Origin of the sequence: Agarivorans sp. 1_MG-2023 (genome assembly GCF_030548385.1) — a bacterium.
Lineage (GTDB): Bacteria > Pseudomonadota > Gammaproteobacteria > Enterobacterales > Celerinatantimonadaceae > Agarivorans.
Genome location: NZ_JAUOSJ010000005.1, coordinates 54,447 through 79,512 on the forward strand (window position 1 = coordinate 54,447; position 25,066 = coordinate 79,512).

The following is a 25,066-nucleotide window of genomic DNA, read 5'->3' on the forward strand; positions in this document are numbered from 1 at the left end:
AATTGTGAGCGAAAATGGCAGCTGAATAAGGCCGTATATTACCTACGGTTATAAAAAATCCCGTTTTATTCTTTATTGTGGTGACTCAAGCTTGGGTAGACTAGCTGCAATTGTGATTCTAGGGTGCGATAAAAAATGTTGTTAAAGGAACTTTCGTCATTGGCTAGCCCACTGTCTGAGCAACAGGTTAGCCTGCTGCAACAGGCTACGGCAGAGCTATCGGTAACTCAGCTGGCATGGGTAAGTGGTTACCTTGCCGGTGTTGGACAAACAGCCGGGCAAATTGCGCCGTTGGCCTCAGCACAACCAGCTGGCAAACTCACTATTTTGTATGCTTCGCAAACGGGTAATGCCAAAGGTGTTGCTGAAGAGTTAAAGGCAGCTGCACTAGCAAAAGACATTAATGCTGAACTAGTTAACGTGGCTGACTACAAAGCGAAAAGCTTGAAAAATGAAACTCACTTATTGATTGTTGCCAGCACCAATGGCGAAGGCGAGCCACCTGATGACGCGATTGAGTTTCATGAGTTCTTAGCTTCTAAAAAAGCGCCAAAACTAGATAACCTAAAATACAGCGTTTTAGCGTTAGGTGACTCTAGTTACGAGTTTTTCTGCCAAACCGGTAAAGATTTTGACGAACGTTTAGCCGCCTTAGGTGCCGAGCGTGTCGCTGAGCGTGTTGATTGTGATGTTGATTACGACAAAGATGCCGACGCTTGGACCTTAAAAGCATTAGATGAGATTAAGCAAACCTTAAGTGCAGAGCCAAGTGGTTCGGTAGTTAGTTTGCCTGTGAATGCACCTGCAGCCAGCCAGTTCAATAAAAAGAATCCTTATGCCGCAGAGTTAAGCTTAAGCCAAAAAATTACTGGCAGAGATTCAGCTAAAGATGTTCGCCATGTAGAAATTGATTTGGGCGAGTCAGGAATCCAATATCAAGCGGGTGATGCACTTGGTGTATGGTTTGAAAATGATAAGTTGTTAGTTGAACAAATTATTGCTCGCCTTGGCTTGGCGGCCGATGAAACGGTTAGCCTTGATGACCAGCAACTCACACTGGTTGAGGCCTTGGCTGAGAAACTAGAAATTACCCAAACTAGCGGTGCTTTTGTAGAAGCATGGGCCAATTGGTCTGCTAGCAAGAAATTGCAAACAGTGATTGCTGATAAAGATAAGCTACGTGAGTATGCGGCTAATCATCAAGTAATTGATGTATTGCTAGAGAAAAAAGCCAAGGTAAGTGCTCAAGATTTTGTAGACGCGCTACGCAAGTTAACGCCACGTTTGTATTCTATTGCATCGGCCCAAGCCGAAGTGGAAGAAGAAGTACATTTAACGGTGGGCGTAGTGAGCTACCAAAAAGGTGATGAGCAGCGCTTAGGCGGAGCATCAGGCTTTTTAGGCGCCCGTGCAGAAGAAGGCGCACAGGTAAAAGTGTTTGTTGAACACAATGACAACTTCCGCCTGCCGAGCAACTCAGATACCCCAGTGATTATGGTGGGGCCTGGTACAGGTATTGCACCGTTCCGCGCATTTTTACAACAACGTGACGCCAGCGATGCTGAAGGCAAAAACTGGTTGTTGTTTGGTGACCAAACCTTTACTCAAGATTTCTTGTATCAAACAGAATGGCAGGGTTACTTAAAGTCTGGCTTGTTAACCAAGTTAGATGTGGCGTTCTCGCGTGACCAAGCTGAGAAAGTTTACGTTCAAGACCGCTTGAAAGAAAATGCCGTTGAGGTTTATCAATGGCTAGAAGAGGGGGCGCACCTCTACATTTGTGGTGATGCAAATCGCATGGCGAAAGATGTTCACCAAGCCCTCTTAGAGATTATTGCAGAGCAGGGTGCTAAAAGCCCAGAGCAAGCAGAAGAGTATTTAAAACAGTTACGTAGTGCTAAGCGTTACCAAAAGGATGTTTACTAATGAGTTCGGATCTAATTGTTGAAGGCAAGTTGTCAGATAATGAGCGCCTAAAGCGAGAAAGTAACCTTTTGCGTGGCACTATTGAAGCAGATCTTGGAGATCGCATTACCGGTGGATTCACCGCTGATAACTTCCAGTTAATTCGTTTTCACGGCATGTACCAACAAGATGACCGTGATATTCGAGCAGAGCGTACTAAACAAAAATTAGAGCCGCTGCATAATGTCATGTTACGGGCTCGTATGCCGGGTGGCATTATTCAGCCAAAACAATGGTTAGCGATTGATAAGTTCGCCGCTGATCACACCATGTATGGCAGTATTCGCTTAACCACCCGTCAAACTTTTCAGTTTCACGGCGTGTTAAAGCCAAACATTAAATTGATGCACCAAACGCTGAACAGCATTGGCATTGATTCTATCGCTACTGCCGGTGATGTTAACCGAAACGTACTATGTACCAGCAACCCTGTTGAGTCTGAGCTGCACCAAGAAGCTTACGAGTGGGCCACTAAAATTAGTGAGCACTTATTGCCTAAAACTCGCGCTTATGCAGAGATTTGGTTAGACGGCGAAAAAGTAGAAGGTGGCGAAGAAGAACCAATTTTAGGTTCGAATTACTTACCGCGTAAATTTAAAACCACGGTAGTAATTCCGCCGAGTAATGATATTGATGTACACGCAAACGATCTTAACTTTGTGGCCATTGCCGACAATGGTAAATTAGTTGGCTTTAACGTGCTGGTGGGTGGTGGCTTAGCCATGACTCATGGCGATAAGTCTACTTACCCGCGCCGTGCTGATGATTTTGGTTTTGTGCCTTTAAACAAAACCTTAGAGGTAGCTGCTGCAGTAGTGACGACTCAGCGTGACTGGGGTAACCGAGTTAACCGTAAAAATGCTAAAACCAAGTACACCCTTGATAGAGTAGGCATTGATACCTTCAAGCAAGAAGTGGAGAAGCGCGCCGGGATAACCTTTGAAGAAAGCCGTGCTTATGAGTTTACTTCTCGTGGTGATCGTATTGGTTGGGTAGAAGGCATTGATGGTAAACACCATTTAACCCTATTTATTGAAAATGGTCGCTTGTTAGATTATCCAGAAAAAGCCTTAAAAACAGGCGTAGCGAAAATTGCTGAGATCCATAAAGGGGATTTCCGCATGACCGCTAACCAAAATTTGGTTGTGGCCGGCGTTGCGGCTAAAGATAAAGCCAAAGTTGAAAAACTGGCTCGCCAACATGGTTTAATTGACGATGGTCATAGCCCTCAGCGTTTCAACTCAATGGCTTGTGTGGCATTTCCTACCTGTCCCTTGGCAATGGCAGAAGCTGAGCGTTATCTACCTGGTTTGGTTGATGACGTAGAGCAGTTGCTGGCTAAGCATGATATGAGTGAAGAACACATCATTCTACGGGTTACTGGTTGTCCTAACGGTTGTGGTCGTTCTATGTTGGCCGAAGCAGGCTTAGTAGGCAAAGGCCCTGGTAAGTACAATTTATATTTAGGTGGTAACCAAAGCGGAACACGTATTCCAAAACTCTATTTAGAGGGTATTGGTGAGCAGGAAATCTTGTCTGAATTTGACGGATTGATAGCGCGCTGGTCTAAGGAACGTGAGCAAGATGAAGCTTTTGGTGACTTTGTTATTCGTGTAGGTATTGTCGCTGAAGTAAAAGTAAGCGTTAGGGATTTTCATGACTAACTTCGATTTAGAGCAATTGGCTGCGCTTCCTGTAGAAGCGCGTATTGCTGAGTTATCTGATGTAAACAAAGAGCTTGAGGGCATGACTGCTCAACAGCGCGCTGCTTGGGCCTTAGATAATCTGCCACAACAGGTGGTGTTAACCTCTAGTTTTGGTATTCAAGCTGCGGTGAGTTTGCATATGCTGACTCAGATTAAACCTGATATTCCGGTTATTTTAACCGATACTGGCTACTTGTTTCCTGAGACCTATCGTTTTATTGATGAGCTGGCTAGCCGCTTAAACCTTAATTTGAAGGTGTATAAGTCGCAGCAATCAAATGCTTGGCAAGAGGCGCGCTTTGGCAAGCTTTGGGAGCAAGGTGTAGAGGGCTTAAAGCAATACAATACCTTAAACAAGGTAGAACCTATGCAACGTGCTTTTAAAGAGCTCGAAGTGAAGAGCTGGTTCTCTGGCTTGCGTCGCAGTCAGTCTTCAACCCGTACTGATTTGCCTGTATTGCAGATTCAAAATGGTGCCTTCAAAGTACTGCCGATTATTGACTGGACCAATAAAGACGTGCACTACTACTTAAAAGAGCACAACTTGCCTTACCACCCCTTATGGGAAGAAGGTTATGTATCGGTGGGTGATGTGCAAACTTCGCAGCCGTTGCAAGCGGGCATGACGGAAGAAGATACTCGCTTCTTTGGCTTGAAACGTGAGTGTGGCATTCACGAAGAGGTGGCTGGAAGCGGTATTTAAACGGCTACCAATATAAAGAACGCGGCTTAAGCCGCGTTTTTTATAAGTGCTGATTTTATTTCTACAGAGCTTAGTTGCGCTCAAAGTAATTGTGTAGCAATTGTTCCAATTGCTCTTGATAAGACGACAGAGCCTGCTTGTTAATTAATTGAGCTAGCTCATCACCAATTGGTGTAAAACGGTGGTAAATCAACTTACAGCCTTTAAATCGCGGTCTTAGGCTATAGTGGGCTTCACCATGAATTAATGGCGTATCGTGATGAGCAGAAGGGCGTATTTCCAGCTCCCTATCAAATAACAACCCTAGTTCGGTGAGTTGCAGAACGTGGTGATAAGGCATACGGTGTTGGCCTAAGCTGATTTTATCCAGCTTTGCTCTTACTAAACCTAAATTACTGGCAGGGCGGACGATACCGGTAATAATCTTGTTGTTTGCTTCCCCACCTATCGTTGAACTTAACTCACACGCTGACTGAAACCACTTGGCTTCGCGCTGTGTCATCAGCTTTAACGTACGTAAGGCTTTTACCGAGAAGCTTCCTGGTGTGGAGAGTTCTTGACTCAGTATGTCTGCCCATAACATTTGCATCGATTTCACTTGGGTATTACTGGCCAAGTGCAAAAATTCAGTCATCCAATCAGCATCGGGTTCGCTGCCCGCATCTTGTTCGCTGGTTTTCTGGGCAGAGAAATAAATGATCCTTTCTAAGTTTTGTTGTTGAGTTGCTTTTTCAACGATAGCTCGAGCCTGAGCTCGCTGTGACCAAGTAGACGGCACTTTGTCTTTTTGTAGTAATGCATCTAAACCTCGTTGTTTAGCTAATTTAGCTAACTGCAATGCAGTGTTCTCTACTTGGCTGTTTTTGTTCTCAATGATTGGCTTGTCAGACATGAAATACTCCCTCGATTGCTCATTTTTACTGGGGATTCATTGATAAAGCAAGTTTGCATTCATTGTTAAAAGTGTTAAATTTAGGTTAACTGGCTGATTGGGAGGTAGCTGTGTTAAAAAACCTTACCGTATGGACAAAGCAACACAAGCTATTAACGGTGTTAATGAGCGTGTATGTGGTCAGTCTACTGGTACTTATGACAATGTTTGAATAGGCGTAAATAACTTACGCCTATTTTTTTGAGTTTAGATATTGGCTTTAATTAAGCCTATCACTTGGTCAATTTCCTGCTGGTTTAGCTCGCCATCTTTAGCAAACAATACTTCACCTTCTGCATTTAACAATATAATGGCTGAAGACTTCGCTTTAATTTTCCACAGATCAAATAAATCGCCTTTTTTGTCTATAACAAAGCTGGCTTTAGGAAAACTCTTTTTATTGGTTTTCATTTTGCCTGTTACAAATCCAGAGGTACCAAAAATGGCATCATCTAAGTTTACGATGGTAACTGTTTGGTAGGTATCGTTACCGAATTCAGCTTGTTTTACTGCTTCAATCATTGGCGCATTAAGTTCTTTGGCGCTGGTGCGCCCGGCCATTGCTTGGATAAGGCGTACTTTGCCATTGAGCTGTTGGGTGCTCCAAGGGCTATAGCTGATATCACCTTCAGTCAGCTGTAACTCTCCCGCATTGTCGATGTTGATATTGGGCACAGAGTTACCAGGATTGATATTGAGCGCCATCGCCCAGGCAGGTAGAAAACTTAATAGTAATAAAAAATGTTTCACGTCGAATTCCTTGTGGTTAGCAGCACTAATCAGGTCAGACCTGTGTGAAACATTTATAACAAAAAACTAACATTGGTTAATAGAGTGCATCGCTTATCAATTGCACATCTGCGAGCAACATCTCTTTTATGAGTTCTGAAGAGCCTGAAACTAGCGTGTGGGGATGTTCATCAATCATTATTGTTGGTCCTTCAATACCACTACTGGCATCAATCGTCAGCCAAGCCGGAGAGGCGCTGCCTACGCTATCAGCGGGGTAGACCATATATATAGGGTGATTGGGGGCTAACTCGCTAAGAACCAGAGCTAACAATAACGCGCGTTCGTCACTGTCTGCGCGATTATCTTTAAGTACGTCCACCGGAGAAGTGAAGCTGTAGTTGTTTTCTTGTTTGGTTGGAATAGTGAGTAACCAAGCTTGCACTTCAGCCAAGGAACGATTGAGATCTTGTTGTTGCTGAAAATGCTCGATTAGCGGATTGACTCGCGATCTATTTTGATAAAAAAGCTGTGAGTAGTTAGGGCGTACGCAGGGGTATTGCGCGCCTTGAGGATGTAAACAAGGAAGTAGACTTAAGTGGCGAAAAGCGTCTTGAGTGTATTGCTCATATGCGTCCCAAAGCATTTTAGATGAAGGACTGCCATTATCACTGCGTAGCGCTTCTAAAATGTCATCTAGGCGTGTTTCAGGGTCATCGACGTATTGGTTAATCATCGATACCGCATGCTCCAAGCGAGGGCTTAAGTAGGCGCTAATCGCTTGTGAGGGGTAAGTTAAACTGTAGCTGATGCGAAAGGTTTCCACTTCAGACTGGTTAACTAATTCTTCTGAAAATTGCAGTTGCAGCTGCTGAGAGTCGCCATGAGTATCAGCCCACTGCCATTCTCCATAAAAAGTATTATCGTTAATCTCGCCGGGTGTTGTGATACTAAGAGATTGATTGCTAAATAGTAAATTACTTAAACATATTGCGAATAAGCCTGCAGAACGAATCATAAACGCCTCTCAGTACCATTTAGCTATACCTTAAGTAAATAGCACTGATTGGCGATATTGCTAATTATTGTTAATAGAATGTTACTCTGGGCAGGTGCCTTCTTGATAAGACATTAGCTCAGGATCGCCACAGGCTGAACAGGCATTGCCGTACTCTTTCAATTCACCATTCACTTCGCCACACACTGGATCATATTGCATGGTACAAATCTCAGGGCGCGGCTCTTCACATACCCCGTCAGCTTTGAGCAGAGGCTCTGACGCTTGGCTACAAGCCATTAATAGAAGGGTAAAAAATGCGATAACAACGTGCTTAATCATGAGCAATCACCTAAAATTTAAAAGGATTAAGATTGTAGATGAAAAACTTATGAAACGTCGACTGATTTACCTGCTTATCAGCCTATTTTTCGCCAGCTTTGGTGCTAGTGCAGGCCCTATTATTGTGCAAAAAAGCTCTGACCCTAACAAAGTAGACGCCTTTGAGTTAAAAAAAGAACTGCTTGAGCAGCATCTTTGGCAAGAGCAATTGCGAACAGAGGCTCAATTGCAATGGCTACGTGAACTACCTGTAGGTTGCGTATTTAGCGCTAATGGTGATTATCAATGTGGGTTAAATTGGTATCGACCTTACCGTTATCAGCAACAGCAACTATACATTGAAGTACCGTCTCCTCAATCAAGTGCTGAAAATGCGCAATAGCTGGCAAAATTGGCTACATTAAATGCTATCCTAGACCCAGGTTTTTAGTCTCGAACACACTGTATTTTATGCATATTCATATTCTAGGTATTTGTGGCACTTTCATGGGCGGTCTAGCCATGTTGGCGCGCGAGTCAGGCATGCGAGTGACTGGCAGTGATTTAAACGTTTATCCTCCAATGAGCACTCAGCTGGAGTCGCTTGGTATCGAACTCATTCAAGGTTATGACCCTTCTCAGCTGGATCCCGCACCTGACTTAGTGGTGGTAGGTAATGCCATGAGTCGCGGTAATCCTTGTGTTGAATATGTGTTAGATAAAGGCCTTAAATATTGCTCTGGTCCAGAATGGCTCAAGCAATATATCTTGCCGCAGCGCTGGGTGCTCGCGGTGGCCGGAACCCATGGGAAAACCACTACTGCCAGTATGCTAGCCTGGATACTAGAAGATAACGGGATGTCACCTGGTTACTTAATTGGTGGTGTTCCGCGCAATTTTCAGGGCTCGGCCCGTTTAGGTGATACTCCTTTTTTTGTGGTGGAAGCTGATGAGTACGACAGTGCTTTCTTCGATAAGCGATCTAAGTTTGTTCATTACCAACCAAGAACACTCGTTTTAAATAATCTCGAGTTTGATCATGCCGACATCTTCGACGATCTTGCTGCTATCCAGAAACAATTCCATCACTTATTACGTATTGTCCCGTCAACCGGAAGAGTGATTTCACCAAAAAACAATCAAGCTATTCAGCAGGTATTACGCCAAGGTTGCTGGTCTGAATTGGAACAAAGCGGAGAAGGTGAAGCGTGGCAATGGCAGGCTATGAAAAGCGATTGCAGTGAAATATCGATAGTTTTAAATGGTGAACATCAGGGCCAGTTAGAGTGGGACTTAATTGGCCAACATAATGCTGAAAACGCACTAATGGCAATTGCTGCCGCTAGGCATGTAGGTGTATTGCCAAGCTTAGCGATTGAGAGCTTGCAGAAATTTCTTCCGCCAAAGCGTCGTTTAGAATTGTTAGCAGAGGCGAATGAAATACGCTTGTTTGATGATTTTGCTCATCATCCTAGTGCAATCGCCAGTACCTTAGAGGGTTTACGGGCTCAGGTATCTAAACAGCGTATTATTGCGGTATTAGAAGCGCGTTCAAACACCATGAAGATGGGAATACATCAAGAAAAGCTCGCGATGAGTTTGCAAGAAGCCGATTTAGTCTTTTTGTATCAACCTGATGAGCATAATCAATACATTGCAGATACAGCGGCGCATCTTAAGCAAGCAAAAGTATGCAGCTCTGTTGATCAAATTGTCGCTGAGATTAAAAACTTGTTAGTGAGTGGCGATCAAATATTAGTGATGAGTAATGGTGGTTTTGAAGGGATACACGCTAAGTTAGTGCAGGTACTAAGCCGATAAAAAAAGGGCCCTTAGGCCCCTTTAGCTGTGCTTATTTGCCCGGCGGGCGCAATAATGACAATACAAAGTCGTTCAAGAAATCTACCACTTCTTGACGCTCTGGGCTGTCTGGGCGATTAATCATTTGTACTGCAAGGTACAATCCTGCGTTAATCGCTTGAGCAGCTTGTAGTGCATTTAGCGCGCTACTGATTTCTTTGCTGTCAAAGCCAGCTTGAATGCTTTCACCAATTTGTTGGTTAATTTTAGCCATTACCGCGCTAAAACGTGGCCATACGTCTTCACGAACTGAAGAGCTCCACTCTAACCAAATGTGAATAACATCTGAGTTGCTGTAGGCTAACTCAACCAAGGCTGATAAGTGGTGCTGAACCGCAGTAATTGCGTTCTCATCAGTTGGGTAGGTTTGCTCAACCAAGTTTAACATTGTCTGTTCAACTTCAGAAAGGACAGCGTCTACTAGGTCTTCACGGGTATTGAAGTAGTTGAAAACGGTCGCTACCGATACGTTTGCTAGTTCAGCGATTTCGGCGTGACCGGCACGACCAATACCACGACGGGCAAAGATTTCAACAGCGCATTGCATGAGCTGCTTACGGCGAACTTCCGGCGACAACCGGGTACGGCGTCTTAATGTGCTAGTTTGCATAGTTTGTTCTCGCGTTTGTTATTTCATTTATTATTTTAATAGGCATTTCTTGCTTACCATTTTTGATGAAAATCATCTAAAATGTGCCGTTCAGTGTAAAAGAACCATGAACGATTGAATGCCTTTCAATTAAATAATAGTGTATTTACAAGCTAAATAATAGTTATTGACATAAGTAACTAATGACTTGTTTGTTATTTTATTGATAATTCCTATGTTTTTTATTTTTTTACATCCGTGCTAAACAGGTTTTTGCTGACATAAACAGCTAATGAATAGGTTCAAATTATGAAACATCGCGTAGAAGAAATGATCAGCGAGCAAGAAATTGCTCAGCGAGTGGCAGAGATTGGCAAAGAAATTACTGCTACTTATACCTCTGATCGAAAATTAGTGCTGGTGGGGTTGTTACGCGGCTCGTGCATTTTTCTTTCGGATCTTTCGCGCAAAATTGACCGTAGTCTAATCTTAGATTTTATGACTGTATCTAGTTACGGTAGCAGCATGGTAAGTACTCGTGATGTGCGGGTACTTAAAGATTTAGATGATGATATTAAAGATAGTGATGTAATTATTGTTGAAGACATTATCGATACCGGTAATACCTTGAGCAAAGTACGTGAAATGTTGTCGTTGCGTGAGCCAAACAGTGTGGCTATTTGCACCTTGCTAGACAAACCTTCTCGCCGTGAAGTAGAAGTTCCGGTTGACTGGGCTGGCTTCAGTATCCCCGATGAATTTGTTATTGGTTATGGGCTTGATTTTGACCAGTACTACCGCAATCTACCCTATGTGGGCAAAGTGATACCGCTAGACTAAGGCGAGTTATCATCGGGCCCTAAGGGCCCATTTTTTTATCCTTAATTAAGTAGTGATTATGCAGGCATTAGCAATTCAAGGTTTGAAGAAAACCTACCCCGGTGGTGTGCAAGCGGTAAAAGGCTTTGATTTAGTGGTAGAGCAGGGTGACTTTTTTGCACTGCTTGGGCCAAATGGTGCGGGTAAATCAACCTCGATTGGGGTGATTACCTCTTTGGTAAATAAATCCGAAGGTAGCGTGACGATTTTTGGTCACGATATTGATACCGACCTAGAAGCCGCCAAATCTTATGTGGGTTTAGTGCCTCAAGAGTTTAACTTCAACCAGTTTGAAACAGTGCTGCAAATTGTGGTGAATCAAGCAGGTTACTACGGTGTGCCACGACCGTTGGCGATGGAGCGTGCTGAGAAGTACTTATCGCAGTTAGATTTGTGGGAAAAGCGCAATGCTCGAGCCCGTGAGTTGTCGGGTGGCATGAAACGCCGTTTAATGATTGCGCGAGCATTAATGCATGAACCTCAGCTACTTATTTTAGATGAGCCTACTGCAGGTGTAGATATTGAGTTGCGCCGTTCTATGTGGGATTTCTTGAAACAGCTAAACAAGCAAGGGATTACCATTATTCTAACTACTCACTACCTTGAAGAGGCGGAGATGTTGTGCCGTAACATCGGTATCATCGATAAAGGTGAGCTGGTAGAAAATACCTCAATGAAACAACTGCTTTCTAAGCTAAATGTTGAAACCTTTATTTTCGATATTCAAGGCGACCACCAAGCCATTGCTTTAAACGGTTTCACTACTCGTTTAATAGACAAACATACTTTAGAAGTGGATGTAGAAAAGAGCCAAGGGCTTAACTCAGTGTTTCGTTTATTAGATGAGAATGGGGTAGTAGTGCAGAGTATGCGCAATAAGGCTAACCGTTTGGAAGAGCTGTTTGTGACCCTAGTGGCGCAAGGGAGGCAAGCATGAAACTGGCATTATATGGCACCGCTTTAAAAAGTATTTTAACCAAAGAGATTATTCGCTTTGGCCGCATTTGGGTGCAAACCTTAGTGCCACCGGCGATTACCATGAGCTTGTACTTTGTGATCTTTGGTAATTTGATTGGATCTCGTATTGGTCAAATGGGTGGCTATAGCTACATGGAGTTTATTGTACCTGGCTTGATTATGATGTCGGTGATTACCAATTCATACTCTAACGTTGCCTCATCTTTCTTTAGCTGCAAATTCCAACGCAATATCGAAGAGCTGCTAGTTGCTCCAGTACCTAACTATATTATTATCTTGGGTTTTGTGGGCGGCGGTGTAACACGTGGTTTGATCGTGGGCTTTATTGTTACCCTAGTGTCGCTGTTTTTTGTGCCACTGCAGTTACATAGCATTGCGGCCATTGGGCTCACCGTGCTACTAACCTCGGTATTGTTTTCTTTAGGTGGTTTAATCAACGCCATCTACGCCAATACTTTTGATGACATTAGCATTATCCCCACCTTTATATTGACCCCATTGACTTACCTAGGTGGTGTATTCTATTCCATCAGTTTGTTACCTGATTTTTGGCAGAGCGTGTCGCAAATCAACCCCATTGTATACATGGTAAATGCGTTCCGTTTTGGCTTTTTAGGGATTAGTGACGTATCGCTATGGTTATCATTTAGCATGATTATTGGCTCTATCATTATTCTATACACGTGGGCGTTTATCTTGATTAAACGTGGTTACGGGTTACGTGCCTAATGGAAGGTAACTCTCGAAGCGTTAGCTCTAATCAGCAGGGCATTCACGAAAACTTACGCAAGGTGGTACAACGTCATCTTGATGAGCCTTTTCAAAAGCCTTATCAGCAACATACCCTAGATGCTTTTCATCAATTGGAAAAGCAAGTCGAAGCCGCGGGTCGCCCCTTGGTGTTCGATTCTTGCTGCGGCACCGGTGTAAGTACCGCTGCTTTGGCTGAGTTGCACCCAGAAGCCTTGGTGATAGGGATGGACAAGTCTGCTCACCGGCTCACTAAACATCAGGCACATTTTGACCAAGCAGGGCAAAACTATTTGCTATTGCAGGTGGACTTGAATGATTTTTGGCGGCTAGCACTAGAAGCTGGCTGGCAGCCAAGCCATCATTATGTTTTATACCCTAATCCTTGGCCTAAATCGCGCCACTTGCAGCGCCGTTGGCACGGTAGTGCAGTATTCCCTTATATGCTTAAGCTGGGCGGAAAGCTGGAGTTACGTAGCAATTGGGCGACCTACTTAGAAGAGTTCCAAATTGCCTTAACAATGGCGGGTTACAACAGCGAGCTCAATTCTTATCAGAGCGATAAGCCGATTACGGCATTTGAGCGTAAATATCAAAATAGTGGCCAACAGCTTTGGCAGCTGCAAAGCCACTTATCTTAAGCTAAATTTTACTCATGCTTAGCGTGTTGCTGAGCTTCTAAATGGGCGATACCGGCATCAAATAATTGGTAAAGCCCGTCTAGAACCTTACTGGCCTGCTTAAAATACTCATTCACAGAAATAGACGGATTAGGCTTCTTAATCAGCTCTTCATCTATGGTGGTGAGTAAATGCTCAAGCAGCGGTTGATAGGCAGGATCGTCTGGCACAAAGCTATTGGCAAAGTGGTTTAGCGATTTCGCATCTATTTGCGAAATTTTGTTATGCAAAAAGGCTAAGCGAATTCGCTCCACGCTACTGCTTTTCTTGGCGGCAGCTAAGCCGGTGCCTAGAGCTCTTACTTGGCCAATCGATTCCGCTGTTTCTAGCAATTCGTGCCACAAAAAATCAATGTTTTTGTGTTGTTTGCTTAGCGTGGTTAAGCAATAAAACCCCGCCAAATCTTGTGATAAAAACAGCAAGTTCTTAATCATTAAGCTGTGTTGGGCAATGTTGTTTTCTAAATTGTTCTCTTTCCAGCTTTGTTGTAATCGCGGCCAATGCTGCAGAAAACTGTCCCAACGAGATTGGCTAGCGACAAAACTGTTGTCGGCGAGCAGTTGTTGGCTTTTGGCTACTTCCCGTTGTTGTTGCTCTAAGGCATGGATCTGTTGCTGGTCTCCATTGAGAAAGGCGCAGCTTAACCCGCGATGTTTCTGAATTGCCACCACCAGGTTTTTTAGTTGTTTAAGGGCCGCAAGACCGGCGTATTGTTGTTGCGTTCGGCGTTTGGCTAAAAGCCAAGACACAATGGCCGCAAGACTCAATAAGCTTAGTATGCTGGTGGCAATAATGGCGCTAGTGTTCATATTAAGCTCCTTGCTGACTTAACACACTAAGGTGTTTGGCAATGCTGGCACTTTGCTCTGCACTGGCTGTGTTATTGCGCGCAGAGTCGGCGACTTGGCTAATATGAGCCGATAACTCAATAGTGGCTGCATGTTGTTGCTCGCTATTGCTAGCAATGATTTCGGTTTGTGCTTGTAGCTCTTGGTTTTTGTTATAAATGCGTTTGAGCTGTTGACGTGAATTGTCCACGGTATGTTGAATGTCCTGAGCTTGGGTGGTGAGCTGGGTGATATGCTCTAATACTTCGTTAATGTTGCCTTGCACATCTTGCATGCTCTGGCTAATTTCGTTGGCCGATTGATGGCTTCGGTTGGCTAGGTTTCTTACTTCGTTAGCCACAATCGCAAATCCACGTCCGTGCTCGCCCGCTCGCGCCGCTTCAATTGAAGCATTGAGAGCCAGCAAGTTGGTTTGCTCGGCTATTTCTTCAATGGTTTTTGAAATACTACTTACTGTGTGTGACTTTTGATGTAATTGGGTCACTTTGTCGAGGCTGACTTCACCTTTGGCTACCATTTTCTCGGTGCCTTGCTGAGCCGCTAATGCGGCCTCTTGGCCTAGTTCAGAAAAGCTTTTGGCTTCGTAACTGGCTTGAGCTACTTGCTTCACCTGCTCGGCTACGTCTTTAATGCTCTCGCTCATTTCTACTACGGCACTGGCAGAGGCTTGGCTAGCGTCGGCTTGCTGTATTGCGCCACTTGCTACTGATTGGGCTTGCAAAGATAGCTCCGCCGAACAGTGGTTAATTTCGTCTAAGGCATCTTGCTGTTCTATTACGCGGCGTTGCTGCTGCCTGAGTAACTCCATTTGTTGATGACGTGAATCTTGGAAAAAGTAGCTAGCTAAACCTTTACTTTGTTCTTGGTCGGGTTGCTGAATTTGGCTAATTAACAGTTTAAGAATGAATAAGCTAGAAATGGCTAAGCATACACATAAACAAGTTAAGGTTAAGGCTAATAAGCTTGGTTGGTGCTGCAGGTTAACAACACTCACTATGGTGAGTAGTAAGTAAGCTAACAAGAAACTATTAAATGTGGTGGTGGCTTTATGCATCAAAACTCCTCATACATATCAGCGTATTTTGTAAATCTTAGTTACCACAAAGCAAAGACCATTCCTTTTTGAGTTTTTTGTCTAAAAGCCTATTCATTGACTTGCTGGCTTAGCTGCAATATTTGTTGGTGATGATGTCGCAACATGGCTAACTGCTCACAGTGCGAGAGTGCTTGCCAATGAGCAATAATATTCTCTAAGTGTTGGCAATGCCGATAGTTTATGCGGGCTTGAAGCAGCACCATAATTTCATCAATTTGTTCTTTGGTACTATCTAATTCAGCGGGCGAATAGAGCGGGTCGCATAGCTTTTGGGCGTGCAATCGCCAATGTCGCCGAGTGATATGAGAGAGCGATTGTAGAAGTTGGCTATGTTCAATCTGTTGCTGTTTATCGGCGCGTTTATGGCTTTTGATTAGGCTGGGGATCGGCACCATGGCTAAAGCAAACAACACCATCAATATTAGGTAAATACTTAGCACTACTGCTCCCGGTGCAAGTAAGCGTAAATTCGCTTTGAATAAAGCAAAAAGCAAACCAAGAGCTAGGTTTTTTCTGAATTGGTAAAATTATGCGCTACATAGGGGAGTGATGTTGGCTGGTTGTTTTGTAAGTGCTAATTAGATGTTATCAAGGCAGGATTTGTTAATGCTTATTGAACATTTAATCAAAAAGGCGCACTGCAATGGTGCGCCTTTTGTCACTGTGCACAGCCATAGTGCTTAGGCTAGTTGTACAGGAATGTCTTTGCTGGTGCGAACGATGTCGTTATTTTCGTTTAAATACACTAAAGAAGGTTTATGGTTTTTAGCGTCTTCGTTACTCATGCTTACATAAGCACATATAATGACGCGATCGCCTACTGCTGCGCGACGAGCAGCAGCACCGTTTACCGAAATAATCTTAGAACCGCGCTCGCCAGAAATAGCGTAAGTAGAAAAGCGCTCACCGTTCTCAATGTTGTAGATATCAATTTTTTCGTATTCGAGGATACCAGCTTGATCCAACACATCTTGGTCGATAGCGCATGAACCTTCATAGTTTAGTTCCGCGTGGGTAACGCGCGCCTGGTGTAGTTTGCCTTTTAGCATGGTAGTTTGCATGACGTTCTCTCTATTGATCGACAAATTAGCTTAATTCAACCACACAGTTGTCTATTAGTCTCACTTCCCCAAGGAAAGCGGCCATAAGAACAACAGCAGTGGTTGATTGTGAAGTAATGGGCTCAAGTGTGTTGGCATCAACGATATCGATGCCGTCACAGCGAAAGCCTTGTAGCTCTAGCTGTTGAATAGTTTGAGCTTGTAATTGGGGAACATTGTTGTGATTTAGTTGCCGAGCAATGAGTTGCATTTGCTGGGCTAACTGCGGTGCTTGCAGGCGCTGCTGGGAGCTTAAACGCGTATTTCGCGAACTCATGGCTAGGCCGTCTGGCTCACGTACCGTCGCAAGGCCAATAATCTCAATTGGCAGCAATAAATCAGCCGTCATTTTTCGAATTAAAGCGAGCTGCTGAAAGTCTTTCTCACCAAATACCGCCACGTTAGGCTGAACCAGATTAAATAGTTTACAGACTACCGTGGAAACGCCTTCAAAGTGGCCAGGACGCAGTGCACCTTCCAGCATTGTAGAAATACCTGGTACATTGACTTTGGTCTCAAGCGCTAAACCATTGGGGTATAGTACTTCTGCGTTAGGAATAAAGGCTAAGTCTGCTCCGGCTTTACTTAGCGCGGCTAAATCTTCTTCTAGGGTGCGAGGGTAGCTGTCTAAATCACTGCTGTTATTAAACTGTAATGGATTAACAAAGATAGACACCACCACCACGTCGCAGTGGCGCTGTGCTTCTTTCACCAAGGCTATATGCCCTGCGTGCAGGTTACCCATGGTGGGCACAAAACCAATACGCTGGTTTTGCTGGCGAGCACCTTGTAGTGCCGAACGTAATTGCTTCGGCAGATTTACAGTTGTTATCATTAGCTGAAGCTCTGTGCCTCGCCAGGGAATTCTCCCGAAGCTACTTGTTCTAGATACAAGCTGATCGCGCCACGAATGTCGCCAGTGTCGGTTAAAAAGTTCTTCGAAAACTTAGGTATATGCCCTTTGCTAATGCCAAAGGCATCGTGCATCACTAGGATCTGGCCGTCAGTCACATTACCAGCACCTATGCCAATTACCGGAATAGTGAGGGCTTCAGTAATCAGTTTTGCTAGCTCAGTAGGAATACATTCAAGTACTAACAATTGAATGCCAGCCGCTTCTAATTGTTTAGCATGTTCTAGCATCTCTTGCGCTTGCTGTTCGCCGCGGCCCTGAACTTTGTAGCCGCCAAATAAGTGCACGGATTGCGGTGTTAAACCTAAGTGACCACACACAGGCACTCCACGCTCAACCAAGCCTTTAATGGTTGGGCTTAGCCATTCGCCGCCTTCAACTTTTACCATTTGCGCGCCAGCCTGCATGAGTTTGGCTGCGTTTTGGTAGGTTTGTTCTGGCGTGGCATACGACATAAATGGCATGTCGGCAACAATCATGGTTTTTTCAGTGCCACGGGCTACACAACGGGTATGGTAAGCAATGTCATCTACGCTTACGGCTAGGGTATCTTTATGGCCTTGCAATACCATGCCTAAGGAATCGCCAATGAGTAGCAAGTGCATGCCTAGCTCGTCAAACAACGAAGCAAAGCTAGCGTCGTAAGCGGTGATACAGGAAAATTTCTCGTTATTTTGCTTAAACTTTTGTAAGTGAGAAACTGTAATTCTGCTCATAGTTAGTTACCGTTTGCCTTTAACAACAAGGCAAATTAATTAGTGAATATAGTATTTAAGCCCAGTCAGCAGGGCGTTTAAAAATCTGTAAGCCGTTGCTATCAATAGATGCTGCTAATTGTTGTACCAAACTTTGGTCTGGTAAGTGCAAATCGGCGGCAATTTCGGCGAGCGGTAATAATACAAACTCTCGCTGCTTCATTCCATAGTGAGGGACGGTTAGTCGTGGAGTATCGATGATTTGATTGCCGTAGAGCAATATATCGAGGTCGAGAGTGCGTGGGCCCCAGCGTTCATCTTTGCGTTGCCGGCCTTGCTCTAGTTCAATTTTTTGAGTGAGGTTGAGTAATTCTAAAGGCGTGAGCTCAGTGTCTAACTCAAATACTGCATTTAAGTAGTCTGGTTGATCTTGCGGGCCCATTGGGCGGCTCTGATACAAAGAAGAACTTTTAACGAGGGTGAGCTGTTGGCTAGCTGCCAAGGTTTGCCTGGCAGCTATTGCTTGCTTGAGCGGATCAACTAAATTGCTGCCTAGGGCAAGGAAACAACGGGCCATTATTAGCCTTCGGTCTTCTTCGGCTTACGTGGGCGGCGGCGACTCTTACTGCGGCCTGACGCTTTATTAAGCTCACGTACCATGGTGTTACGGCCTTGCTCATTACTGCGTTGCCATTGTTGCCACCAACTCGCTAGCTCTACCAAGTTGTTATCTTGAGTGGCTTTGGCACGTAACTCTAAAAAGTCGAACGCAGCCCTAAAGCGCGGATGGCCAAAGGTTTGGAAAGCACGCTTACCAAAGCGGCGATCTAGGCGTGATTGCAATTGCCAAATCTCGCGAACACCGGTGGTAAAGCGCTTTGGAATGGCCACGCTTTTACATTGCTGATCCAGCAACCAAGTCATTGCCATGGCTGAGGCGTCATGCTCGCCAAGCGAAAGCTCAATCAATAACTCGTCTTTCTTAATTTCTAATAGCGGCCACAATAGGGCGGCGAACACAAATGCTGGTGTTACTTTTTGGTCGCCACGGACTCGTTTATCGGTGCTGGCTAAAGCCATCAACATAAAACGTAGTTCTGGTGAGTCTTCATCCCATGGCTGTAACAAGGGCTTTAACAGCGGGAATAATGGATACAGTAATTGCGTATCGGCCAGCATTTTAAAGGTAGATTTACCTTCACCGCTTAAAAATAGTTTTAAGCATTCTTCAAATAAACGTGCCGCTGGAATGTCTTTTAACAAATGGCCGTATTGAGCAATTGGATCCCGACTTTCCTTGGCTATATCAAAATCAAGTTTTACCGCAAAACGCACCGCTCGGAGCATCCGCACAGGGTCTTCGCGATAACGGGTTTCTGGGTCGCCAATCAGTTGCAAACGACGGTCGGCAATATCGCTAATACCGCCAGCAAAATCTACCACCGAGAAATCGGCAATGTTGTAGTACAAGGCATTTACAGTGAAGTCGCGACGTTCAGCATCTTCATCAATGCTGCCGTATACGTTATCACGCAGCAACATACCTTCTTCACTGCGCTTCGATTCAGTATTGGCGGCTTCACTGTCGTGGTGGCCTCGGAAGGTAGCGACTTCGATGATTTCGCGACCAAATAGTATATGCGCCAAACGGAAGCGACGGCCCACTAAACGACAATTGCGAAATAGCGCCTTAATTTGCTCAGGGGTAGCATTGGTTGCTATATCGAAGTCTTTTGGCTGTTTGCCAAGTAATAAATCTCGTACTCCGCCGCCAACCAAGTAAGCGTTGTACCCAGATTTATGTAGACGATACAACACTTTAAGCGCGTTCTCGCTAATGTCTTGGCGAGAAATATTGTGTTCAGCACGGGGGATCACTTGCTGCTCCAGCTTAGCTGGCTCGGCACTGTTTGGATTTATGATCCGCTTATATACTTTGGCGAGTTTGCGTAAAATGGGTGCCCCCTTGAGCGCGCATTATCTACATGGTGAAAAATAAGGCGCTAATATAGCTTTTTTACAAAGAAATACAACCAATTCACTGGCTGTGTAGCGAGATTTTTGGTATCGCTGAAAGCTGCCAGTTAGCTAAGGCTTTGTTTAATATTTGTTCACAGCTTAGTTCAAGCCAGCCTGCTTCGCTTGCTTGACCTAAATAACGTAAGGCTTGCAGCAGCAATTGCTGATTTTGTTTACCGGAAATAGACGGTGCATGGTTTTGCTTACTGAGCTTATTTCCATGTTCATCTAGCACTAACGGCAGGTGCAAATAATTGGGTGCAGCTTTGGCTAATAATTCAAAAATAGCCAGTTGCCTGCCTGTGGTAAGAATAATATCAGCGCCGCGTACTACTTCGGTAATCCCTTGCTCGGCGTCGTCTAAGCTCACCGCTAAGTTGTAGGCATATAAACCATCTCGGCGTTTAATAATGAAATCTTCTTCAGCTAGGGCTTTTGGAATAATAACCTCTCCAGCCAGTTGATCATTAAAGCTGTATATTGGCCGACTGGCGGATAAACGTGTCGCGCAGTTATCACTATGTAAGGCTAAGTCGCGACAGGTGCCGAGATAATAACCGCCAGCTGCTTTAATTTGCTTGCGGGTACATTGGCAATAATACGCAGCTTGTTGGTATAACCATTGGTCAATTTGTTGTTGGTAGGCGGCCAAACGTTGGCTTTGGTAAAGTACCGAACCATCCCAATGTAAGCCAAATTGCTCCAATTGTTTGAGGATTACCTTACTTGCGCCTGCTTGTTCACGCGGGGGGTCAATATCTTCAATTCGAACTAACCACTGGCCTTGCTGGCTACGCGCCTGCAGATAACTGCCAACAGCAGCAACTAAAGAACCTAAATGCAAGGGGCCTGAAGGGGAGGGGGCAAAACGGCCTACGTAGGGCTTAGCGCTCATAGTTAAAGTCTTACAATATAAAACTTGGCAGAAATGCAGTGATAGCAAATCTGCCCAAGTTTTAACAAAACTAGCCGACCAATTGTTTCTCTTTGATCTCAGCTAAGGTTTTGCAATCGATACACAAATCGGCCGTTGGCCTTGCTTCTAAACGGCGAATACCGATTTCCACTCCACAGGCATCACAAAAACCAAAGTCTTCTTCAATTTTGAGTAAAGTCTTTTCGATTTTTTTGATCAGCTTGCGTTCGCGGTCACGAGTACGAAGTTCAAGGCTGAATTCTTCCTCTTGGGCCGCGCGATCTACTGGATCAGGGAAATTAGCCGCTTCGTCTTTCATGTGCGTTACAGTGCGATCAACTTCTTCACGAAGTTGGTTACGCCACGCTTCAAGAATAGTGCGGAAGTGGTCAATCTGAGCATCGTTCATGTACTCTTCGCCAGGCTGAGCTTGATATGGTTCAACCCCTGCGATAGAGAGCACACCTAGTGTTTTCTTTTTGCCGTCTGGCATACTTCTCTCCCAAATTCCGTACGACTTTTTTCGTTAAACAGTCGAGGATGTAAATTAGGCGGGTATCTATATCAGAAAGGCTAACGCTCCGCAAATGAATTGCCATGAATTTGCCAATTCCACCTAAGCTACGCCACATATTGAAGACTGTTTGCTTGTTTTTTAATCACTCCTCTAAAGTAGTAAATCGCTAAGTGCTATTGTCACAAATATGTCACTTAATGTTTCAGGCGTTCACTGTTTATTTCTGTTTTAATTTGTCTAGGCTCTGCTAACACTCCCTAAATTATAATATACAAAGCCACTCTTTGCGCAGAGGCCTAGCTAGTAGGAATGGCTGAGCGAAGTTGGCAAGCTTGTGGGCTTAGCTCGGCTTTATAGGCTAATACTTCTACACCCTGTTGTTTTGCCTGTTGCAGAAGTTCGGCATATTTAGGGTCGATATGCGCAGCGGCTTGTACTGAAGTGATGCCGCTGTGCAACACTGCAAACAACAACACTGCGCGATGCCCTTGCTGTTTCATTTCCATCAATTCACGTAAGTGTTTTTGGCCACGGGTGCTGACGGCGTCGGGAAAGTAGCCTTTGCCGTCTTGCAATAAGGTGCAAGATTTTACTTCTATGTAGCAGTTTTCACGCTGTGGGTCTTCTAACAAAAAGTCGATACGACTATTTTCGCTGCCATATTTCACTTCGCGGCGTAGGCTTTGATAACCCTGTAACTCAGTAATTACCTGCTGGCTAATGGCCTGTTCTATCCACTCATTGGCTTTAGCTGTATTTACGCAAATCATATCGCCCGTTTTAGTTTGGCTTAGCTCCCAACTAAGTGAGTACTTACGTTTTGGGTTGCTGGATTGGCTATACCAAACGGTATTGCCAGGCTCTGCGCAGCCTGTCATCGCGCCTGTGTTAGCGCAATATATGGTGGTTTCGCTACCATCAGCCAAGGTGACATCGGCTAAAAAGCGCTTATAACGTTTGATTAATGTGGCTGACTTTAACGGAGATTCAAATGACATTGGTTTGAGTAATCTTACAAATAGTGAGCCCATGCTAACACTGATTGAATACCAGCGAGTAGCCTAGCTATTTGAGCGCTAGCGGATTACAAAAGGTGAACTTGGGTCATGGTGCTTGATTGGGTACACTAAACGGGTTTTACGATTTTAGGTTTGAGGAGCAGCTTTGAGCGCGCTACCAGTAGCACAAATATTCCCCGCATTACTCGAGCACTTAGCGGCTCAACAACACTTTATTGTTTGTGCGCCTCCAGGGGCGGGTAAATCTACTGCACTGCCATTGATGTTACTTAAACAAGCCAAGCTTGATGGAAAAATCATCATGTTGGAGCCACGGCGACTAGCGGCTCGAAACATTGCTCAGTACCTTGCTAGCCAGTTAGGGGAGAAAGTAGGTGAGCGTGTCGGTTATCAAATGCGTGGTGAGAACCGACAGTCGGCTAATACTCAGTTGTTGGTGGTAACAGAAGGGGTTCTCACTCGCTTAGTTCAAGCCGACCCCGAGTTGGCGGGTGTTGGGTTAATTATCTTTGATGAATTTCACGAGCGCAGTATTCATGCAGATTTAGGCTTAGCACTTAGTTTAGAAGTTCAGCAGGCGTTTAACCCTGAACTTAAATTGATGCTAATGTCTGCAACCTTGGAAAGCGATGCTCTGCAGCAACTATTGCCAGGGGCTTTATTACTTGAAAGCGAGGGGCGCAGTTTTCCGATTTCTTATAGTTATCATCCCATAGACCGAGATTGGCAATGGAGTGAGCGCGTTGCTAAGGTCACCCAACAAGCACTGGCCGAACAAACCGGAAATGTATTGGTATTTTTGCCCGGTAATGCCGAAATCCGTCAGGTTGCCCAACAGCTCGATACCCAACTCAATGCTGAAGTAGAGCTACATAGCCTGTATGGCAAGTTAAGTTTGGCTGAGCAACAAGCGGCGATTCAGCCTCCGGCGGCAGGTAAACGTAAAGTGGTATTAGCCACCAATATTGCTGAAACCAGTTTGACCATTGACGGCATTAGTTGTGTGGTAGATAGCGGCCTAGAACGCCAAGCCAGCTACCATGCCACCAGTGGTACCACTCGATTACAAACCAAAATGATTTGTAAGGCCTCGGCAATTCAACGCGCTGGTCGTGCTGGCCGACTGCAAGCGGGCCACTGTTATCGCTTATTTAGTGAAGAACAACTTAACCATCGACCGTTTGCTAATAGCCCGGAAATTTGTCGCAGTGAGTTAAGCCGTTTAGTGGTTGAATTACAGCAATGGGGCGCTAGCGCCAATGAATTGCAGTGGCTAGATCAGCCGCCAACAGCGCACTTAGCGCAAGCCGAACAGCTGTTAAGCCAACTTGCGCTGCTAGAAGATGGCCGCTTAACCGCTAGAGCAGAAGGTTTAGCGAGTAGTGGCCTAGGGCCCCGCAGCGTGGCGATGTTAGATCAAGCTCAGCAATGGCAGAACAATTTGTCTCAGAAAGGCTTGTTATGGCGAGCCTGTGAACTAGCTGCATTATTAGATATTAATGCCCCGCTAAATGGTGTGGAGCCAAATCAAGCCATTTTGCAGCTACAAGGTGCGGCTAAACAGCAATACAAACAACAGCTAACAAGCTTAAGTCAGCGACTTAAGCTTAATTCACAAGCAGCTGTTGAGTCTTATTGGGATGGATTATTACTCGCACAAGCATTCCCCGATAGGATTGCCTTAAAACGCCAGGCTAACAGCTACACTGCCAGTGCTGGATTTGGTTTGGAGTTACAGCAAGACCAGCAAGCGTTAGCGAAGTATTCAGCCATGGTGGTGGTCGATTTATATTGGCCAGAAGGGCGAAATCAAGGTCGTGTGGCTTTAGCTTGCGAGCTAGACATTGAGCGTTTACGCCAATTTCAGCCTGAGCGTTTTAGTCAACAACTGCATTGTTTGTGGTCTGAGTCTGCTAAGCGGGTAGTGGCCGAGCAACAGCAAAGATTGGGCAGCTTAGTGCTGTCTTCTCAACCCGCCAATCAGCTAGAGCCAGAGCTAGTGATACAAGCTTGGCTTGAGCAAATTAATCGTAAAGGCTTTAGTTGGTTACCCCTTGGCGACAAGGCCCAAGCGTGGTTAGAAAAGGTGCGTTGCGCAGAGCTGTGGTTTGGCGATCTAAAACTCCTAGACTTTAGTGACCAAGCCTTAGTGGATAGTGCTGAGCAATGGCTAAATATGCATTTACAATCGTGCCGCAGTTGGCAGCAGTTAAAAAGCATAGATTGGTTAGCGGCTTTAAAATCTCGCTTAGATTGGCAGCAACAACAACAGATTGAACAGTTGGTACCGAGTCATTATTTGGCACCATCGGGTAATCGAGCGGCTATTCGTTATCAGTTAGGTCAAGCTCCGGTAGTGGCAATTAAACTGCAAGAGATGTTTGGTCAGCCGCAATCCCCGCAATTGGGGAACAAAATTGCGATTACTCTAGAGCTGTTATCACCGGGTGGAAAACCGCTGCAGCTGACGCAAGATTTAGCCAGCTTTTGGCAATCCGCTTATGTCGAGGTAAAAAAAGAAATGAAAGGGCGTTATCCCAAGCACCCTTGGCCCGATGATCCGGTGAGTGCCCAAGCAACCCATAAAACTAAGCGACAACTTAACTACTCTAAAACATAATCTGCCTCTAAACGGGATTTTATAGTGCAATCTTGATTACCCTGAACTCATATCAAACATTTATACTGTCATGATAAGTGTGACAGTATGTGATGCTGCGGATGGTATATCCGAACAATTTATCTGGATATCATGCTCGGGCAGTAACGAGTTAAGCCTTGTTACTGGGCGCATTACCTCAAATTAATTATTGAGTGACATGCTGACGAGTGACTCCCTTCGAACGAGTGACTTG

General features: G+C 44.8%; 26 protein-coding genes. 10 read left to right on the forward strand and 16 right to left on the reverse strand.

The genetic code is table 11. The annotated features are described in order from the left end of the window. The first annotated feature begins 135 nt into the window (after positions 1 to 135). The 3 genes from Q4592_RS08505 to Q4592_RS08515 are packed head-to-tail and all read left to right on the forward strand — an operon-like array spanning position 136 to position 4,374. Complete coding sequence (locus tag Q4592_RS08505) at positions 136 to 1,926, forward strand: assimilatory sulfite reductase (NADPH) flavoprotein subunit (RefSeq protein ID WP_303511942.1); 1,791 nt, start codon at positions 136 to 138, stop codon at positions 1,924 to 1,926. Then, positions 1,926 to 3,629, forward strand: coding sequence for an assimilatory sulfite reductase (NADPH) hemoprotein subunit (gene cysI / locus Q4592_RS08510; protein ID WP_303511944.1), 1,704 nt, complete (start codon positions 1,926 to 1,928; stop codon positions 3,627 to 3,629). The genes Q4592_RS08505 and cysI overlap by 1 nt, the downstream gene beginning before the upstream one ends. Next, entirely contained in the window at positions 3,622 to 4,374 is a 753-nt protein-coding gene (locus tag Q4592_RS08515) for a phosphoadenylyl-sulfate reductase (protein ID WP_303511945.1), read from the forward strand. The genes cysI and Q4592_RS08515 overlap by 8 nt, the downstream gene beginning before the upstream one ends. Before the next feature lie 70 nt (positions 4,375 to 4,444). Here Q4592_RS08515 and Q4592_RS08520 read toward each other — a convergent pair whose 3' ends face one another. The 4 genes from Q4592_RS08520 to Q4592_RS08535 form a co-directional block, all read right to left on the reverse strand. After that, on the reverse strand, positions 4,445 to 5,266 hold the full coding sequence (locus Q4592_RS08520; protein ID WP_303511946.1) for a TIGR03899 family protein: 822 nt from the start codon (positions 5,264 to 5,266) through the stop codon (positions 4,445 to 4,447). Between the two features lie 246 nt (positions 5,267 to 5,512). Further along, a complete protein-coding gene (locus tag Q4592_RS08525; RefSeq protein ID WP_303511947.1) occupies positions 5,513 to 6,055 on the reverse strand; it encodes a YtfJ family protein in 543 nt (180 codons plus the stop codon). A gap of 76 nt (positions 6,056 to 6,131) precedes the next feature. Further along, the gene (locus Q4592_RS08530; protein ID WP_303511949.1) at positions 6,132 to 7,052 is read right to left on the reverse strand and encodes a hypothetical protein; all 921 of its coding nucleotides are present in this window, start codon (positions 7,050 to 7,052) and stop codon (positions 6,132 to 6,134) included. 81 nt (positions 7,053 to 7,133) lie between these two features. Beyond that, positions 7,134 to 7,373: a hypothetical protein gene (locus Q4592_RS08535; RefSeq protein ID WP_137673951.1), complete on the reverse strand. Its 240-nt coding sequence runs from the start codon at positions 7,371 to 7,373 to the stop codon at positions 7,134 to 7,136. A 49-nt stretch (positions 7,374 to 7,422) separates the two neighbouring features. Here Q4592_RS08535 and Q4592_RS08540 point away from each other — a divergent pair, with 49 nt between their 5' ends. Together Q4592_RS08540 and mpl are read left to right on the forward strand one after the other, a co-directional pair. Continuing rightward, positions 7,423 to 7,755 carry a hypothetical protein gene (locus Q4592_RS08540; RefSeq protein WP_303511953.1) on the forward strand — a complete coding sequence of 111 codons (333 nt, stop codon included), beginning with the start codon at positions 7,423 to 7,425 and terminating at the stop codon, positions 7,753 to 7,755. Between the two features lie 68 nt (positions 7,756 to 7,823). Next, positions 7,824 to 9,173, forward strand: a complete 1,350-nt coding sequence (gene mpl, locus Q4592_RS08545) for a UDP-N-acetylmuramate:L-alanyl-gamma-D-glutamyl-meso-diaminopimelate ligase (protein ID WP_303511954.1) — start codon at positions 7,824 to 7,826, stop codon at positions 9,171 to 9,173. 31 nt (positions 9,174 to 9,204) lie between these two features. Here the strand turns inward: mpl and Q4592_RS08550 are convergent, their stop codons facing one another. Further along, positions 9,205 to 9,822 carry a TetR/AcrR family transcriptional regulator gene (locus Q4592_RS08550; RefSeq protein ID WP_137673954.1) on the reverse strand — a complete coding sequence of 206 codons (618 nt, stop codon included), beginning with the start codon at positions 9,820 to 9,822 and terminating at the stop codon, positions 9,205 to 9,207. Between the two features lie 288 nt (positions 9,823 to 10,110). On the opposite strand from Q4592_RS08550, the gene hpt reads away from it, so the two are divergent. From hpt to Q4592_RS08570, 4 genes are read left to right on the forward strand one after another with little or no spacing between them, the layout of a single operon-like run. Next, positions 10,111 to 10,641, forward strand: a complete 531-nt coding sequence (hpt, locus tag Q4592_RS08555; RefSeq protein WP_303511957.1) for a hypoxanthine phosphoribosyltransferase — start codon at positions 10,111 to 10,113, stop codon at positions 10,639 to 10,641. A gap of 58 nt (positions 10,642 to 10,699) precedes the next feature. Further along, on the forward strand, positions 10,700 to 11,617 hold the full coding sequence (locus Q4592_RS08560) for an ABC transporter ATP-binding protein (protein WP_174235958.1): 918 nt from the start codon (positions 10,700 to 10,702) through the stop codon (positions 11,615 to 11,617). A gap of 2 nt (positions 11,618 to 11,619) precedes the next feature. Then, on the forward strand, positions 11,620 to 12,387 hold the full coding sequence (locus tag Q4592_RS08565; RefSeq protein WP_303512483.1) for an ABC transporter permease: 768 nt from the start codon (positions 11,620 to 11,622) through the stop codon (positions 12,385 to 12,387). After that, complete coding sequence (locus tag Q4592_RS08570) at positions 12,387 to 13,049, forward strand: tRNA (guanosine(46)-N(7))-methyltransferase TrmB (protein WP_303511960.1); 663 nt, start codon at positions 12,387 to 12,389, stop codon at positions 13,047 to 13,049. The genes Q4592_RS08565 and Q4592_RS08570 overlap by 1 nt, the downstream gene beginning before the upstream one ends. 8 nt (positions 13,050 to 13,057) lie before the next feature. Here Q4592_RS08570 and Q4592_RS08575 read toward each other — a convergent pair whose 3' ends face one another. From Q4592_RS08575 to sfsA, 11 genes are all read right to left on the reverse strand, one after another. Beyond that, the gene (locus tag Q4592_RS08575) at positions 13,058 to 13,897 is read right to left on the reverse strand and encodes a nitrate- and nitrite sensing domain-containing protein (protein WP_303511962.1); all 840 of its coding nucleotides are present in this window, start codon (positions 13,895 to 13,897) and stop codon (positions 13,058 to 13,060) included. A gap of 1 nt (position 13,898) precedes the next feature. After that, the gene (locus Q4592_RS08580; RefSeq protein ID WP_303511964.1) at positions 13,899 to 14,990 is read right to left on the reverse strand and encodes a methyl-accepting chemotaxis protein; all 1,092 of its coding nucleotides are present in this window, start codon (positions 14,988 to 14,990) and stop codon (positions 13,899 to 13,901) included. A gap of 89 nt (positions 14,991 to 15,079) precedes the next feature. Continuing rightward, a complete protein-coding gene (locus tag Q4592_RS08585; RefSeq protein ID WP_303511966.1) occupies positions 15,080 to 15,472 on the reverse strand; it encodes a hypothetical protein in 393 nt (130 codons plus the stop codon). A gap of 240 nt (positions 15,473 to 15,712) precedes the next feature. Beyond that, positions 15,713 to 16,093 (reverse strand): aspartate 1-decarboxylase, encoded by a 381-nt coding sequence (panD, locus tag Q4592_RS08590; protein WP_137673961.1) that lies wholly within the window; start codon positions 16,091 to 16,093, stop codon positions 15,713 to 15,715. A gap of 25 nt (positions 16,094 to 16,118) precedes the next feature. Continuing rightward, positions 16,119 to 16,967, reverse strand: a complete 849-nt coding sequence (gene panC / locus Q4592_RS08595; RefSeq protein ID WP_303511969.1) for a pantoate--beta-alanine ligase — start codon at positions 16,965 to 16,967, stop codon at positions 16,119 to 16,121. Continuing rightward, positions 16,967 to 17,761: a 3-methyl-2-oxobutanoate hydroxymethyltransferase gene (gene panB, locus Q4592_RS08600; protein ID WP_303511971.1), complete on the reverse strand. Its 795-nt coding sequence runs from the start codon at positions 17,759 to 17,761 to the stop codon at positions 16,967 to 16,969. The genes panC and panB overlap by 1 nt, the downstream gene beginning before the upstream one ends. Positions 17,762 to 17,816: 55 nt before the next feature. Beyond that, positions 17,817 to 18,317: a 2-amino-4-hydroxy-6-hydroxymethyldihydropteridine diphosphokinase gene (folK, locus tag Q4592_RS08605; RefSeq protein WP_303511973.1), complete on the reverse strand. Its 501-nt coding sequence runs from the start codon at positions 18,315 to 18,317 to the stop codon at positions 17,817 to 17,819. A gap of 2 nt (positions 18,318 to 18,319) precedes the next feature. Continuing rightward, positions 18,320 to 19,615, reverse strand: a complete 1,296-nt coding sequence (gene pcnB, locus Q4592_RS08610; protein WP_235836233.1) for a polynucleotide adenylyltransferase PcnB — start codon at positions 19,613 to 19,615, stop codon at positions 18,320 to 18,322. A gap of 163 nt (positions 19,616 to 19,778) precedes the next feature. Then, positions 19,779 to 20,654 carry a tRNA glutamyl-Q(34) synthetase GluQRS gene (gene gluQRS, locus Q4592_RS08615; RefSeq protein ID WP_303511975.1) on the reverse strand — a complete coding sequence of 292 codons (876 nt, stop codon included), beginning with the start codon at positions 20,652 to 20,654 and terminating at the stop codon, positions 19,779 to 19,781. A gap of 70 nt (positions 20,655 to 20,724) precedes the next feature. After that, positions 20,725 to 21,168 carry an RNA polymerase-binding protein DksA gene (gene dksA, locus Q4592_RS08620; RefSeq protein WP_137673967.1) on the reverse strand — a complete coding sequence of 148 codons (444 nt, stop codon included), beginning with the start codon at positions 21,166 to 21,168 and terminating at the stop codon, positions 20,725 to 20,727. Positions 21,169 to 21,488: 320 nt separating this feature from the next. Further along, positions 21,489 to 22,190 (reverse strand): DNA/RNA nuclease SfsA, encoded by a 702-nt coding sequence (sfsA, locus tag Q4592_RS08625; RefSeq protein WP_303511977.1) that lies wholly within the window; start codon positions 22,188 to 22,190, stop codon positions 21,489 to 21,491. A gap of 166 nt (positions 22,191 to 22,356) precedes the next feature. On the opposite strand from sfsA, the gene hrpB reads away from it, so the two are divergent. Further along, entirely contained in the window at positions 22,357 to 24,831 is a 2,475-nt protein-coding gene (gene hrpB, locus Q4592_RS08630) for an ATP-dependent helicase HrpB (protein ID WP_303511979.1), read from the forward strand. Positions 24,832 to 25,066: the final 235 nt, after the last annotated feature.